15 protein-coding genes and 1 rRNA gene are annotated in these 14394 nt (G+C 45.2%); all 16 read left to right on the top strand.

The window, feature by feature from the left end:
- Window positions 1–10 precede the first annotated feature (10 nt).
- The 16 genes from rrf (at window position 11) to srlA (ending at window position 14373) form a co-directional block, all read left to right on the top strand.
- Window positions 11–127: ribosomal RNA gene (rrf, locus tag AAA939_RS12505) — 5S ribosomal RNA — on the top strand.
- Window positions 128–872: 745 nt separating this feature from the next.
- Complete coding sequence (locus tag AAA939_RS12500) at window positions 873–2714, top strand: BglG family transcription antiterminator (protein WP_338207709.1); 1842 nt, start codon at window positions 873–875, stop codon at window positions 2712–2714.
- 5 nt (window positions 2715–2719) lie between these two features.
- Window positions 2720–3064: a transcriptional regulator gene (locus tag AAA939_RS12495; RefSeq protein WP_338207710.1), complete on the top strand. Its 345-nt coding sequence runs from the start codon at window positions 2720–2722 to the stop codon at window positions 3062–3064.
- Window positions 3065–3076: 12 nt separating this feature from the next.
- The gene (locus tag AAA939_RS12490) at window positions 3077–3433 is read left to right on the top strand and encodes an SFCGS family glycine-rich protein (protein WP_057705674.1); all 357 of its coding nucleotides are present in this window, start codon (window positions 3077–3079) and stop codon (window positions 3431–3433) included.
- A gap of 29 nt (window positions 3434–3462) precedes the next feature.
- Entirely contained in the window at window positions 3463–3819 is a 357-nt protein-coding gene (locus tag AAA939_RS12485) for a DUF4312 family protein (RefSeq protein WP_338207711.1), read from the top strand.
- A 1-nt stretch (window position 3820) separates the two neighbouring features.
- Window positions 3821–4597, top strand: coding sequence for a DUF4311 domain-containing protein (locus AAA939_RS12480; RefSeq protein WP_338207712.1), 777 nt, complete (start codon window positions 3821–3823; stop codon window positions 4595–4597).
- Between the two features lie 17 nt (window positions 4598–4614).
- The gene (locus tag AAA939_RS12475; RefSeq protein ID WP_338207713.1) at window positions 4615–5277 is read left to right on the top strand and encodes a DUF4310 family protein; all 663 of its coding nucleotides are present in this window, start codon (window positions 4615–4617) and stop codon (window positions 5275–5277) included.
- A gap of 13 nt (window positions 5278–5290) precedes the next feature.
- Window positions 5291–6409 (top strand): amidohydrolase/deacetylase family metallohydrolase, encoded by a 1119-nt coding sequence (locus tag AAA939_RS12470; protein ID WP_338207714.1) that lies wholly within the window; start codon window positions 5291–5293, stop codon window positions 6407–6409.
- The gene (locus tag AAA939_RS12465) at window positions 6406–7503 is read left to right on the top strand and encodes a DgaE family pyridoxal phosphate-dependent ammonia lyase (protein ID WP_338207715.1); all 1098 of its coding nucleotides are present in this window, start codon (window positions 6406–6408) and stop codon (window positions 7501–7503) included. Before AAA939_RS12470 ends, AAA939_RS12465 begins: the two co-directional genes overlap by 4 nt.
- A 19-nt stretch (window positions 7504–7522) precedes the next feature.
- On the top strand, window positions 7523–8263 hold the full coding sequence (gene dagF, locus AAA939_RS12460; protein WP_338207716.1) for a 2-dehydro-3-deoxy-phosphogluconate aldolase: 741 nt from the start codon (window positions 7523–7525) through the stop codon (window positions 8261–8263).
- Window positions 8264–8618: 355 nt separating this feature from the next.
- Window positions 8619–9032 carry a UPF0158 family protein gene (locus tag AAA939_RS12455; RefSeq protein WP_338207717.1) on the top strand — a complete coding sequence of 138 codons (414 nt, stop codon included), beginning with the start codon at window positions 8619–8621 and terminating at the stop codon, window positions 9030–9032.
- Between the two features lie 407 nt (window positions 9033–9439).
- Complete coding sequence (locus AAA939_RS12450) at window positions 9440–10315, top strand: aldose 1-epimerase family protein (RefSeq protein ID WP_338207718.1); 876 nt, start codon at window positions 9440–9442, stop codon at window positions 10313–10315.
- Window positions 10316–10608: 293 nt separating this feature from the next.
- Window positions 10609–11412: an SDR family oxidoreductase gene (locus AAA939_RS12445; RefSeq protein WP_338207719.1), complete on the top strand. Its 804-nt coding sequence runs from the start codon at window positions 10609–10611 to the stop codon at window positions 11410–11412.
- A gap of 33 nt (window positions 11413–11445) precedes the next feature.
- On the top strand, window positions 11446–13311 hold the full coding sequence (locus AAA939_RS12440; protein WP_338207720.1) for a BglG family transcription antiterminator: 1866 nt from the start codon (window positions 11446–11448) through the stop codon (window positions 13309–13311).
- Window positions 13311–13805 (top strand): transcriptional regulator GutM, encoded by a 495-nt coding sequence (locus AAA939_RS12435; RefSeq protein WP_338207721.1) that lies wholly within the window; start codon window positions 13311–13313, stop codon window positions 13803–13805. The genes AAA939_RS12440 and AAA939_RS12435 overlap by 1 nt, the downstream gene beginning before the upstream one ends.
- 16 nt (window positions 13806–13821) lie before the next feature.
- The gene (srlA, locus tag AAA939_RS12430; RefSeq protein ID WP_338207722.1) at window positions 13822–14373 is read left to right on the top strand and encodes a PTS glucitol/sorbitol transporter subunit IIC; all 552 of its coding nucleotides are present in this window, start codon (window positions 13822–13824) and stop codon (window positions 14371–14373) included.
- Window positions 14374–14394 lie beyond the last annotated feature (21 nt).

The raw sequence follows: 14394 nt of genomic DNA, 5'->3' as shown, positions 1-14394 counted from the left end.
TTCTCAGTAGTGTGGCGACGATGGCGAGAAGGATACACCTGTTCCCATGTCGAACACAGAAGTTAAGCTTCTTAGCGCCGAGAGTAGTTGGGGGATCGCTCCCTGCGAGGGTAGGACGTTGCCATGCAAAGTTAGGATCAGCTGTGGCTGGTTCTTTTTTTTACATCAAAATGATTATAACAAAACCATAGCGCCGGTAGGGTTCCTGATGAGGAATCCCTACCGGCGCTTTTTTTGTATGCTCTGCTAGTGAGCATTTAAACCCCAGCGGCGTTACAAAGCAATGCTTATCGTTAGAAATTCAGCATTCTTCAGCGCTTCGCCGGCAGAATCAGTGGGCCGTGGGGTCGGCTACAGCCAAAGAGCGGTCTTCCGCCTCGCTTGAAAGCCTCAAGGGACGAGTCTTTCAAGTCGCCCCGCACTGTAACCTGGCAAACAACGCCAGCTAACAGTGCCGACACGGCCCGCTGGTTCTGCCGGCTACGCTAAGATTGTTTTAAAATAAACCGGTTAAATTTGTTAGCAACCTCAACATAGCTGGAGGATGTCTATGATAAATATGGCGTTAATCGTTACTCTACCGACATCTTGAGAGACGCTTTTTTTCAGCGCTCAAGTGAGCTTCTCTAGCAGAGTGCACTAGTGCCTTCTTTTTATATAATTAAAATTATTATTAGACAGGTATTAAATAATTTATACGTGGCAATGTTTGTTCATTCGGCGGCTTGAAATTACAATGATAATGAATTTGGAAAAGTGGATTTATAAATTGCACTAATTATCGTGCATTGATTTGGTATTGTTATGCCGTATAAAATCAGTATCATGAATCATGTAAGGGGTTGCAATAACCAAAGGGATGGGGTGAAATCGTGCAACTGTCCAACCGCCAGATGACCATTGTCACTAAGCTAATCACAGTGGAACAGGCCGTGACGACTCAAATGTTGGCCGACGAAGTCAACGTCAGTGTACGCACTGTTAAAAATGACTTACGTGGGATTCAGGACTGGTTTGCACACTACGGTGACTACTACCGGTCCAAGCCACGCATTGGCATTTGGCTTGAAGCGAGTCCGGCAGCGCGCGCCATGCTTAAGCAACGCTTAATGACTAACCAAGTTGAGAATTTGCCTTGTACACCGCAGGAACGCGTGGCCCAAATTGTCCTATTGCTAGCAATCAATCCAGGATTTATGACGACGCAACAGATTGAAAACAAAATTGACATCAGCAAAAACACGGTCGTTGCGGACCTCGACCGGGTGGATCAATTTCTACAACAATTTCAGTTGATTCTCGAACGTAAAAATTATTATGGCTACCGCATCGCCGGAACGGAACTCAATATTCGTTCAGCGTTGGAAGCCATCTTAAACCGGATTTTGCATACGTTTGAGGCACCGATGCTCACTTCTATGGACCCCTTAAAAGATGTTCAGAAAATTCAATTTCCAGCGGTACCAGAACTTCAAACCGTATTTAACGTCGTCGTAAATGAGCTGGAGGTTCAACACGCCCCGACGCACGCAGACTTCGACCTCGAGGACATCCTGACCATGCTTGTCCGGATGGTCATCTGCACGATTCGTCTGAGCATGAACCATCCTATCAACAGCTACACTCCCTTAGCCGTTGCGCAAACGGAGCAGCAGAAACTCCCGTACGTCCTATTTACTAAAGTGGTGCACCATTACGAGTTTCCTGTCTTGCAAGACGAGTATGACTACTTATTGCGGGGCGTGAATCCCCGGTTCGACGACCAGAACATCGCCGCCTTAACAAATCAAATCATCAAGCAAGTTAGTCAGCACCTCCAGTACCCCTTTGATACGGATGGACAGCTCAAAGTGAACCTATTTTCACACCTGCTAACCAAGTTAAGTAACAAGTACAAGTTTACCAATGAATATAACCCCTTTGTGACGGACCTCAAGAAGCGTAACTTACCCCTGTTTGAAGCCGTTCAAGTGGCCTTGCGGGATAACATTTCATCCAACCCCGCCGTTGTGAGTGACTCGTTCATCACCTTTGTCACCTTGCACTTCATGGTTTCCCTAGAAAGTCATCAAACGACTAGGTATGCGCGGGTCCTGTACGTTTGTTCCACGGGGCTTGGCGTGACTGGCTTGATCAAACGAGAAATTGAGCGGCACGTTTCCAACATTGAGATTGCCGGGTTTGCCTCCATCACGACCGTCGACCAGCAAGTTGCGGCACTTCACCCAGATCTGCTGATTAGTATTTTTCCCATTACCGCGGGCGAGCTTCCAGTCGTCCAGGTTAACCCACTTCCTAGTCACGACGATATCGAACGAATTCGGTCGGCCGTGGCGAAGGTCTTAAAAGTGACGACGAGTAGCCTAACGCCGTTTCGCCCCAAGGTGGGCAAGGAAAGTGGCATTGAAGAAGAAACCCGAACCCTCATGCTTAATGGGTCAGTGATTTATCAAGCGCTTAGTCGTTACTTTGGGCAGCGCATTCCAGTGGGGTACCAAGAAGCCTTTATGATTCACGTCATGATGGCCGTTCACCGGATTTATTATCATCACAGTTACGATTCAACCTTGAAAGTCACCACGTCATCAGAGACTAAGGATGTCCAAACGATCAAGCGGATCTTTTTAGAAAATCAGCTCAGTATTAATGCACCGGAAATTGGCGCGTTGTTGCAATATACCCGCGTACATGAACTGTCCCAAAAAGGAGGATGAGTGGCATGGATGAACCATGGCTCACGGAAGATGTTCGAAAAGTATTACGAGAGGCGCACCATCAACCTGAAACGGCGGATGCGTTGGCCTATGTCTTTAGGCTCATGCGTCAAGCTGAGATTGAACCTACCGAGTTACAGTTAGTTATTTTAATTAACCACGTTAGTGAAATGGTGGATCGCTCAATTACGGGAGAACAGCTTCCCGCCGTTGAACCCGAAATGTTTGCGGGCGTTTCCCCAGTTGCGTTGCAAATTGCGGGGCAACTCGTCAATCACCTTGGTAATTTGTCGGATTCAGAAAAATACGTCGTTTCAATTCACTTTGAAACGGCGCTACAAAACTCATAGGAGGTCGTTAATATGATTAAAGTTGTGATTGCAGATCGGATGGGTAAGGGCCAAAAAGTTGCGGCTGGTGTCGAAGAGGCTGGCGGTACGGCGGTGGTTGTTCCCGGTATGGGCGCTGACATGCGTTTAGGTGACGTTATGAACCAGGAACAAGCCGACATGGGAATCTCCTTCTGTGGTAGCGGGGGTGCGGGTGCCATTACGGCCAGCACTAAGTATGGCTACCCAGAACGTCACGGTATGCGCTCGATTCAAGAAGGCATTACGGCCATTGAAGAAGGCAAAACGGTCCTCGGGTTCGGTTTTATGGATAAGCCAGAACTAGGCAAGGCACTCACGGAAGCGTTCGAGAAAAAATATAACCAGTAATCGCTGATCATAGGAGGGAGGGCCTTAACATGGCAACCGCAATCAACACGACGCACGAACGGACAGTGCGCGTTACCGGTAAGGGTGATACGAAACAAAAGGCGTTTGCGCAGGCGTTGAGTCAAATTCAAAAGCAAGTCGTCGAGAACGAAGATGCCGTCACACTGCAAATTACACCGCTGCAAGTGACCCCGGTTAGTCTACAATCGGAGACTTATCATGAACGTTTCTTACTGTTCTTCTTTCCACGGACGCGCACGACTTATCACGCCACGATTGACGTGTTGGTCACGATCAATGCCATTGATCTAACGCAGGTGCCCTTCGAAGAAAAAGCGAAGAACGCAGCTTGGAAACCCGTGGATGTTTTGAAAGGGGGCAAATAATGTGCACTTTGTTGTTATTTTAATCGAGTCAATTATTATTGGTGGTCTGGTCGGCTTTTCAGCCGGGATTGGTGCTGCCAGAATGTTTAACGCACCAACGGTCCAGGCGCTGGGCGCATTTCGGACCTTAGGTGAAATGAATGCGGCTCAGGGCGACCCCGCGTCACACTTTTCATTTGGACTGGGGTTCTTCTTCAATGCTTGGGCCTCAACGGTTGGCGCCGGCGCGTTTACGCAGGATGTTACGCACCGGGTCATTCCCAACTGGTCGGCAGCGATTTTACTAATTAAGAATAAGAATTTAGCCGAAACGATGCATAACCCTAAGAAAATGGGGATTATGAGTGCCTTAATTGGGGTCGTTGTGGTGACCTTCTTAAACGTCACCTCGTCCTCGATTCCAGCATCGCTACAAGTGACAGCGGTCAAAGTGTTAGTTCCAGCAGCCACCGTCTTAATCAACATGGTGATGCCGATTATCTTCTGGCTCGCGGCGATTGATGCGGGCCGACGTTCTGGATTGTTCGGTACGGTCTTTGGTGGGATGGCGGCCCTCATTATGGGTAACGCCGTTCCCGGGGTCGTCCTTGGGATTTTAATCGGTAAGGGTGTTGAAGAGATTGGGTGGACCCGGATCACGCGCATCATGCTCGCGGCGGTAATCTTACTGTTCGTCTTGAGCGCCTTCTTCCGGAGTTTCGATATTCAACTATTAAAAGAATTCGGCATGCGCGCGCCGCAATGGCTTCAAGGCTGGCATAACGCGATTGGCGGTTAAGAGAGGAGCGGACCTAGATGGATCAAGATATTAAAGATTTAGAACACGCACATAGCTTTTGGTACGCAGACTGGTCGTTTCCGCTAATCGTGGGGATCATGTCCGCCGGGGTCTTTGCCGGGACTTCAATGTATTACAACTACGGCGTCGGGGCCTTCAACGAAGTGGCCATCGTCGCCATGCTAAAAGCCGGGATGACCGGTGGTTCTTACGGTGCGGCCGCAGCGTTTGGGGCGAGTTTCTTATTTGCCCGGATTTTGGAAGGGTCCTTAGTCGGAATCTTAGACTTGGGTGGCTCAATTCTGACCGGGGTCGGGATTGGGATTCCCGCAATTTTGCTCAGTATGGGCATTGAAGCGCCGGTTAAAAACTTTCCGTTAGCTTTGCTGACCGGCTTGGTGATTGGACTCATTATTGGGGCCATTATCTACGGTGTGCGGCACTTCACGTTAGGCCAATCCAAAGCAACTTTTGGGGCCGACGTCATGATGGGTGCTGGGAATGATACGGGGCGCTTCTTAGGACCGCTGATCATCTTGAGTGCGGTAACGGCGTCCATTCCAATTGGAATCGGTGCGACGGCTGGTGCGGCAATCTTCTATGCTTGGAAAAAACCGATCGCCGGTGGTGCGATTATCGGTGCCATGATTTTAGGATTTTTCTTCCCGGTTAAACTGTAAAGGAGCAAGATTTATGGTTGATTTATACGTTAAAAATGGGCGGAGTGTTAATGACGACCCCTTAGAATTGACGATTACCGCGGGTAAAATTACCGCCATTGGTGAAAGACTAACCGATGTCGAGGCAACGCGGGTGATGGACGTGAAGGGCGCCTACGTTTCGGCGGGGTGGATCGATGATCACGTGCACTGCTACGATCAATTGACGCTGTACTATGACGATGCGGACGCGGACGGCGTTAAAAGTGGGGTCACGACCGTTATTGACGCGGGTTCTACGGGTGCCGATAACATTGGCGATTTTTATGAACGGACGCGTGCCAAGCGGACGAACGTGTACGCCATGATCAATATTTCTAAGACCGGAATCCTGGCTCAAGATGAATTAGGCGATATGAGTCGGGTTCAGTGGGAACCTTTCAAACGGGCCGTAGACGAGTACCCAGACTTTATCGTGGGAATCAAAGCCCGCGAAAGTCATTCGGTGGTCGTGGATAACGGGGTTCAGCCGTTAATTAAAGCTAAGGACTACCAACGCCAAGTTGAACGCACTTTACCAGTGATGGTTCACGTCGGCGCCAATCCGCCTGAATTGGAAGCTATCTTAGCATTAATGACGAAAGACGACGTATTGACCCACGCGTATAACGGCAAACCGAATGGCATCTTGGACGCGGACGGCACGGTTAAACCGTTTGTGCGTGAAGCCTATGATCGCGGTGTAATCTTTGACGTTGGTCACGGAACCGACAGTTTCAATTTTGAAACGGCCGCAACGGCGTTTGCTAACGGACTCGTCCCCCAATCAATTAGTACGGATATTTATCACCGTAACCGGGAAAACGGGCCCGTCTATGACATGGCGACTACCCTTGATAAGCTGATGCTGCTAGGCTTCGATTTGCCAACGGTGATTCGGATGGTGACGGTGGCCCCGGCTGATAATTTCAACTTAGCACATAAGGGTGAATTGGCAGTGGGTGCGGATGGCGATTTGACAATCTTCAGTGTTGTTCAGACGGACAAAACGTTGACCGATTCGAATGGCAATCAGCGCACGACCACGACCACAATCAAACCGTGTTGTGCAGTCGTGGCGGGTCAAGTCTATGAAGTGGAGGCTAAGGAATGACGGTATACGATAAGTACCATTTAAAGCAAGTGATCAATGCGAGCGGTAAGATGACCATTTTAGGCGTTTCTAAGTTAGCGCAACCCGTAATCGACGCGCAAAAATTTGGGGATGAACATTTCTTTGAAATGGCGGACCTGGTTAAGAAGACGGGTGACCATTTAGCGCAACTATTAGGGGCGGAAGACGCCATCGTGATCAACTCCGCTTCGGCGGGGATTGCGGAAGCCGTGGCGGCGTTGATTGGTGCGGGGAGTAAGTACCACGCCTATCACCCTTATGATGCGCGCTATACCAAACGGGAAATCGTGATTCCTAAGGGCCAAAATGTGGATTACGGGACCCCAGAAGAAGTCATGATCAACGTCGGTGGGGGCCAAGTCGTGGAAGCCGGTTATGCCAACATGTGTAGCCCAGAACACCTCGATATGGTGATTACCGATAAGACGGTCGGAATTTTATACGTTAAGAGTCACCACGCCGTGCAAAAGAGTATGTTAACCGTCGAAGAAGCGTTGAAAGTTGCGCATCACCACGCGTTACCACTGATTTTAGACGCCGCTGCGGAAGAAGATATGCAGAAATACATCGAAATGGGTGTTGATATTATCATCTTCTCCGGCGCCAAAGCGTTAGCGGGGCCAGCGTCAGCGTTGATTTTTGGGAAACGGCACTACATTGAATGGATCCGGCTACAGTCCGTTGGTTTAGGCCGGGCCATGAAGATCGGTAAGGAAAACATTCTCGGACTCACTAAGGCGATCGAAGATTACTTAGCAGAAGGTCCTGAAAGCGGGAATCAGATGAAAGCCCGCTTAGCGCCATTTCTAACGGGGTTGAACGAGGTGCCTTACGTTGACGCGGAACAGGTGCAAGACGGTGCTGGCCGGGATATTTACCGGGCGAGCGTGGTCATTAAACCGGACTCCCCTAAGAATGCCAAACAGGTCACGGCGGAATTAAAGGCGGGTAATCCCGCAATTTATACCCGTGAATACCGGGCAAACGTGGGTATTATTGAATTTGATATTCGGGCCGTTGATGCGGCTGAAATGACAGCCATTACGCAGCGATTACACGAAATTTTAGATTAACTAAAAGGAGAGCTATACCATGCAAAAAACACCAAACTATTACAAAGACCGGGTTGCTTTAAACGTTTTAGCGGGTTCCGTTCAAAATGCAGTTGATTGTTATGAGGCAGCGAGCGAACACATTATTCTGGGCGTTTTGACGAAAAACTATGCGAATGATCAACTGGCTATCGAAGATATGCTGAAGTATCAGTCCCAGATCGATAATGCCGTTTCGGTAGGTCTTGGCGCGGGTGACCCTAAGCAAAGCCAGATGGTGAGTCGGGTTTCAAAAGTGATTCAACCACAACACGTTAACCAAGTCTTTACGGGCGTTGGGACGAGTCGGGCGTTGTTAGGGCAAGATGATACGGTCGTTAACGGCTTGGTATCACCTACCGGAACCGTTGGAAAGGTCAACATTGCGACGGGGGCCCTCAGCTCCCAGACCCCAGCTGGTGAAGTTTCCATTGAAACAGCAATCGCGTTGTTGAAAGATATGGGTGGAACTTCAATTAAGTTCTTCCCAATGAAGGGTTTGGCCCACGAAGACGAATTCAGAGCGGTTGCTAAGGCCTGCGCCGAAAACGACTTTAGTTTGGAACCAACTGGTGGGATCGACTTAGATAACTTTGAAGAAATCCTTCAAATTGCACTGGATGCTGGCGTTAAACACGTTATTCCACATATCTACTCGTCAATTATCGATAAGGACACCGGGATGACCCGTCCTGAAGATGTGCGCCAACTCTTTGAGAGCGTGAAGAAATTAGTTGGGTAAAAGAATTCAAGTGAATTGATTATGAAAAAGCCCTTAAGATTGACTATTAAATTCAATCTTAAGGGCTTTTTCGTGAGACGATTGAGTGATTGGGATGGTATTAATGACATCATTAGTGTCTGATGAAGCTAACTCAATCTTGCAGAAACTAGCCAAAAAAATCATGATTATGTAACGTTGGTATGTCTGGGGTGCTAAACGCCAAAGATGTTAGTATTTAAATCTGAATCGTATTCTTAAATTAAGCCACGGTCGGAATAAGTGATGCGGCTATCGGTTAGCAACTAGTTGTCGTTAAAACGTTGTATGATAAGTATAGTGAACATTGAAAATCAGAGTAAAACGAGGGATTACTATGAAAGTGAAGTTGGATAATGTCATAGAAGCAGTCGAAATGGCAAGTGACGAAGTACATTATTATTACAATAAGATGACTGGTGAAGTAACGATGGTAATGGCGTATGAAGACGATGAGGATAGTGACAGCGATGAGAGTGAGACGAACCTTGATCAGTATCTCAACCTACCATCTAAATATGATGTCAATGATTATCACATTATGAAGGCCTTTATCTGGCAATTGCCAGATGGTGAGCAGAAAGTGCAACTTGAACGCAGTATTAGTGGGCGCGGGGCTTTTCGTTATTTTCGTGATCAACTTGCTGACTTTGGCATGACGGATCAATGGTATCAGTTTCGTGATACAACCTATCGTGATATTGCTATTGAATGGTGTCAAAATAATCAGATCATGTTTGTTGAGAATTAACGGTAGCTGGAAAATGACTCCTAATAAAATTTTTAAAGTGAAGCAGAATCAGTTCCTTACAGTAGATAGTATCAGTTATGCTATTGTATTGAGCCATACGCTAAAGTTATGTTAATCAGTCAAGAACCCAGTCGCTGAACTCGGAAAATAAGTTATAGGATAATATAGTTGAACGAGGAAAGTATCAATATTGGTATATGCCAATGTATGGTTATCAATGCAATAATTGTGAAAGAAATAATAAAATTGGTATCGTGAAAATTGGCTGTTATTAGCGCTGTATCAATGTTCTTGATATAAAATAATTAATGAAAACCCCTTGAAACTGAAGCAAACAAGTCCATACTGAGGTTGTAGAATTGAAACCGCTTTTTCGTGGCGGTTATAACGTTGGAGGGATATATATAATGGCAACTGTCGAATTAAAAAACAAAAAAATTAGTGCTGTTATCAGTTTATTAGGGGCCGAAATTCAAAGTGTGACCCGGATTGATGATGGATTTGACTATATTTGGAACGATACTACTGGGAAGTACTGGGGCCGCCACGCGCCCGTTTTGTTCCCCATCATTGGCCAAATTAATCAAAACACTTATTATTTTGATGGTCACAAGTATGGGTTAACCCAACACGGCTTCTTACGCGATCAAACTTTTGAGATTGTTAGCCAGAGTCTGGATGCGGTTGTCCTGAAGAGTGCGGCCAATGCTGATACCAAGGCAAAGTTCCCATTTGATTATCAAGTCACGATTAGTTACCGGTTAGACGATAGTGCACTTAAGGTTGAATATAACGTTGAAAACCTGGACCAGAAGACAATGTACTATTCATTAGGCCTGCACCCTGGTTTTAATACCACCGGTGACTTTGCTAACTACCGGTTGAAGTTTGATCCAGCCGTGACTGAATTGGAAAATCAGGAAGTTGATCCTGCGCCACTATTAAGTGGTAAAACGCACATGGTCAAGTTGACTGATGGCGAATACGGGTTAAGTCATGATAAATTGGATGCCGGTTTGATCGTCTTTTCCGCCAAGGGTCTGAAACATGTCCAATTGGTCAGTGATGAAGCTAAGCATGCGGTTGAGTTGAACCTCAACGATTTCCCATATTTTGCCATCTGGTCACCCGAAAAGAAGAATGCCGATTTCGTTTGTGTTGAACCATTCAATGGTCTTCCAGACGTTTATGGCGACCCCGAACAGCTCAAAGATAAGAAGGCGGTTAACACCTTAGCTGCTGGTAAGACGGATGTGTTTGGGACTGAAATCAAATTTTCATAGCTAAGTCGCTTGCTTAATATTGTAAAGTTCCTGGATAATAATTATCTAGGAACTTTTTTTGTTGCGAAAAATTAAATTGATTTTCTGGAATCAAAATAATTCTTATTAATCGTGTGAACGTACCGTTATATAGCAGGAACAGGGGCCTTGGCCGTATTAATAAAGCGTATCGATTAATCATTAGTATACCAATTTAAAAAGTTGTTGAAAAATATGTGAATTAACCATGAACACGCTTTCATGTATATTTGTTTATGAAGAAAAGGAAATGAACAAATAAGGAGCGATTTTCAATGAGTGAGTCATGGATTAATATTTCAAAACGAGTATACGTTGTAACTGGTGGATCTTCAGGTATTGGGAATGCCATTGTCACTGAATTATTAAACAATGGTGCGGTTGTTTACAATGCTGATTTAAAGGAAGGCGAATTAAAGAACGCTAATTTGCACTTTGTTGAAACCAATGTTACCGATCAAAAAGCCGTTGATGCTTTGGTTGATCAAGTTGTTGAAGAACAAGGCCACATTGATGGTTTAGTCAACAACGCCGGTATCAACTTACCACGGTTATTAGCCGATGCTGATGATCCTCATGGGCAGTATGAATTTACTGAAGGTAACTTTGAAAAGATGTTTGCTGTCAACGTTAAGAGTGTCTTCCTAATGTCTCAAGCAGTCACTCATCAATTTGAAAAGCAAAAGCGTGGGGTCATTGTTAACATGTCTTCCGAAGCTGGTTTGGAAGGGTCACAAGGCCAAAGCGTTTACTCAGCAACTAAGGGTGCCATCAACGGATTCACTCGTTCATGGGCTAAAGAACTCGGGGAACATAACATCCGTGTTGTTGGGGTTGCACCTGGCATCATGGAAGCAACTGGTTTACGGACTTTGTCATATGAACAATCATTGGCTTACACACGTCATAAGACAGTTGAAGATATTCGGGCTGGCTACAAGAGCACGACGACAACACCATTGGGTCGCAGCGGTAAGCTTTCTGAAGTAGCTGATGCAGTTAACTACTTACTATCAGACCGCGCAAGTTACATTACTGGTGTCACGATCAACATTGCAGGTGGTAAGAGTCGCGGCTAGCCCCGTAGTTTTTAAAAGGGGATAGGTGGAATAATGGACAGACAGAATTTTGAAATGTTGAACTTTTTTATTAATAATGATGCGCTAACTTTACGAGAACTTCAGACCCATTTTTCAATTTCAAGAGTGACAATCACCAAAAACATTCGGGAAATTAATGATTATTTAGATGGCGTTGCCAAAATTAATATTAATCAATCAAAATTCTATTTAGTAATTAAAGATTATTCCGCCATTGCTAAATTACAAACGAATTTTTTAAAGCAGGATCTAGACTTTAACGATCCCGCAAAACGTCAGGCAACCATCTTAAAGGAACTGTTGAAAAACATTAATGGGTACGTGATCGTGGACGACTTGGCTGATGCCTTAGTCGTCAGTCGCGGAACCATTAACAAAGATTTACGGGCTTTGAAAACGGCCCTGGCATTCTACGATGTCAAGATTGAAACTAAAACCAACCGCGGGATGCATTTGAAAGCCGATTCAGACTACAAATACGCCGTTATTACGCGGAATTTGGTTGGTAAGTATTATGAATTGGAAGCAACTTGGGACAGTCCAACGGATGTGAAATTAACAAATTTGATCCAACAATTGGACTTCAATGCTGATACGGTCATGACGATTAAGCGCAACATCGCAGTCATTAAGTGGTTACGCAAATATGACATTCAAATTGATAAGCGGGTGCCACATTATCATCAGTTACTTTCAGATGATGCGACTAAGCCCTTACGCGAATTGATTACGGAAATGATCAGTAGCTCGCTCAGTCCGGGCGAATGGGATTTCATTTCATACCCGTTTAACATCAAAAAGCTCAACGCTGATAACGATGAATTGGTTAAGTTAGCTTTAACGGATGTTGACCATTTGATGCAAGTTGTCTTTCCAATTATTAAGCAAAAGTTTGATGTTAACTTAGACTTCAAACGGTTGCTGATGGAATTACGTTATCACCTGTTATTCTTGATTAATCGTGCCATCTTCGGTGTTAAAACTGAAGGTTTCATTTCAGTGGACATGCTTAACAAGTACCCCGTTTCAACTGAGCTGGCGCAGTTATGCCTGACGTCGATTGCGCAAAAGCTGAACGTAAAAATTGGAACGCAAGAAGTGGGCTACCTAACCGTCTATTTCCAAATGGAATTAGAAGAATACATGTCAGCACCAGTGATCCATCGGGTGGCATTAGTTAAACCAATTAGTAATAGTATGAAGAAGTTTATCACCGAACAACTGAAAGAGCTGCTAAACGATGATTTACAGATTGACATTTTTAATTCTGAAAGTGATCTAGAAAAAAGTCCTGAAAAGTATTTACTAATTTTTTCCAATAGTTTTTTAACCGGCAATGCCCTAATTCAACATGCGCCAATCATTCGCTTGAATTCCGTGTTCAATCAAGGTACTTTGCGCGAGCGATTGCAGATCTCGTTAGTTGATGAGGCGGTCAAGCGGGGACTATGTAAGTTCGATGTAACGCATTTTACCGGTAAGCCGACGTATACCGCGGGGGTAAAACAACTGATCAATCAAGAAATTGACTGTGGTCAGTTAACTCACGAGTTCCTTACCGATTGGGTGAAACGAGAAGAGCTTTCCAGCAGTATCTTCGGTGATGGGGTCGCACTCCCCCATGTGATTGATAAATCCGGTTTGAACCGAATCTTGGTCACCGTGGGGCTATTCGAAAATCCCGTTGTCTTTGATAATCAAAAGGTCAATGTGGTCTTTCTAGTGGCGATTCCCAATAAGTTAGATGCTGAACTCAGTCGAATCTTATCGCAAGTGTATGACTTAATTAGAAGCATTGCTGCTAATAGCAATATATTCAATAATTTAAAGAATTATGATGACAATCGTGGCTTGATTCAGTTAATGGAGGCGATTTAATGTTAATTTACTTCGGAATTATTTTAGTAGGCGCCTTCCTATTTCAAGGGGTCTTGGGTTTAAAACAAATCAAGAATTTCTCAAAAACGTTTCATCAGTTGCGGCTCTTAGCACCCGTTGCTATTGGGAAAAATCCTAAAAAGTTACGTGCAGGGACGTTGATCCTAATTGCCGTCAAAGATGACGGAACAATTGCGGAAGCACAGATGATGAAGGGCGTGACAATCTTTGCAAAGTTCAAAGAAGTGAAAGCGCTTCGTAATCAAAACCTTGCCGAAATTGCGGCGTCGTACGATCAATTAAAGCAGTTTGATAAGTTGACGCGGGTTTGCTTATTGGATGCTTACAGGAACTACATCAACTATAAAGTTAATAAGTTGAAGCCGGAAGATTTCGATGGATCAGTTAAGATTTGGAGTTTACCGATGGTTGACAAGATTAAGTCGATCTACTACAAAGCCATTGGTAACCGGCGGAAAAAACAAATGAATTAAAAGGAGCATCGATATTATGAAAGTAGTTACAGATTTAGCTTCAGGGTTTATGGGCCTCTTCCAAAGTGGGGGTAAAACACTGGTTGGGTGGATGACTTCCATTATTCCAGTTGTCCTCTTACTGTTAGTCTTAATGAACGCAATTATTGCCTTTGTTGGGGAAAAGAAGATGGCGTCACTCGCCAAAGCTTCAGCAAAGAATCCAGTAACACGTTATTTGATTTTGCCATTTGTCTCAGCGTTTATGCTAGGGAACCCAATGGCCCACTCCATGGGTCGGTTCTTACCCGAATACTACAAGCCAAGTTGGTACGCAGCGATTGCGCAATTCTGTCACACTAGTAACGGGGTCTTTCCACATATTAACCCGTCAGAATACTTTATCTGGTTAGGAATTGCACAAGGGGTCCAAAAATTAGGATTAAATACAATGGATTTAGCCATTCGTTACATGCTAGTCGGGCTCGTAATGAACTTTATCGGTGGCTGGGTCACCGACTTTACGACGGCATATGTCTGCAAGCAACAAGGAATTTCACTTTCTAAGAAAGTTGAATTCGCCGGCTAGTTAAAAGAGAGCGAGGGTCAT

The sequence above is a fragment of the Lactiplantibacillus paraxiangfangensis genome (genome assembly GCF_036246185.1).
GTDB classification, from domain to species: Bacteria; Bacillota; Bacilli; order Lactobacillales; family Lactobacillaceae; genus Lactiplantibacillus; species Lactiplantibacillus paraxiangfangensis.
The sequence above is the reverse complement of the archived record's forward strand: the minus strand, read 5'-3'. Positions and strand labels throughout refer to the sequence as shown.

Coding starts and splice junctions, on each gene's coding strand:
- AAA939_RS12495 (WP_338207710.1), top strand. CDS start 2,720: ATGGATGAACCATGGCTCACGGAAGATGTTCGAAAAGTATTACGAGAG.
- AAA939_RS12490 (WP_057705674.1), top strand. CDS start 3,077: ATGATTAAAGTTGTGATTGCAGATCGGATGGGTAAGGGCCAAAAAGTT.
- AAA939_RS12485 (WP_338207711.1), top strand. CDS start 3,463: ATGGCAACCGCAATCAACACGACGCACGAACGGACAGTGCGCGTTACC.
- AAA939_RS12475 (WP_338207713.1), top strand. CDS start 4,615: ATGGATCAAGATATTAAAGATTTAGAACACGCACATAGCTTTTGGTAC.
- AAA939_RS12470 (WP_338207714.1), top strand. CDS start 5,291: ATGGTTGATTTATACGTTAAAAATGGGCGGAGTGTTAATGACGACCCC.
- AAA939_RS12465 (WP_338207715.1), top strand. CDS start 6,406: ATGACGGTATACGATAAGTACCATTTAAAGCAAGTGATCAATGCGAGC.
- dagF (WP_338207716.1), top strand. CDS start 7,523: ATGCAAAAAACACCAAACTATTACAAAGACCGGGTTGCTTTAAACGTT.
- AAA939_RS12455 (WP_338207717.1), top strand. CDS start 8,619: ATGAAAGTGAAGTTGGATAATGTCATAGAAGCAGTCGAAATGGCAAGT.
- AAA939_RS12450 (WP_338207718.1), top strand. CDS start 9,440: ATGGCAACTGTCGAATTAAAAAACAAAAAAATTAGTGCTGTTATCAGT.
- AAA939_RS12445 (WP_338207719.1), top strand. CDS start 10,609: ATGAGTGAGTCATGGATTAATATTTCAAAACGAGTATACGTTGTAACT.
- AAA939_RS12440 (WP_338207720.1), top strand. CDS start 11,446: ATGGACAGACAGAATTTTGAAATGTTGAACTTTTTTATTAATAATGAT.
- AAA939_RS12435 (WP_338207721.1), top strand. CDS start 13,311: ATGTTAATTTACTTCGGAATTATTTTAGTAGGCGCCTTCCTATTTCAA.
- srlA (WP_338207722.1), top strand. CDS start 13,822: ATGAAAGTAGTTACAGATTTAGCTTCAGGGTTTATGGGCCTCTTCCAA.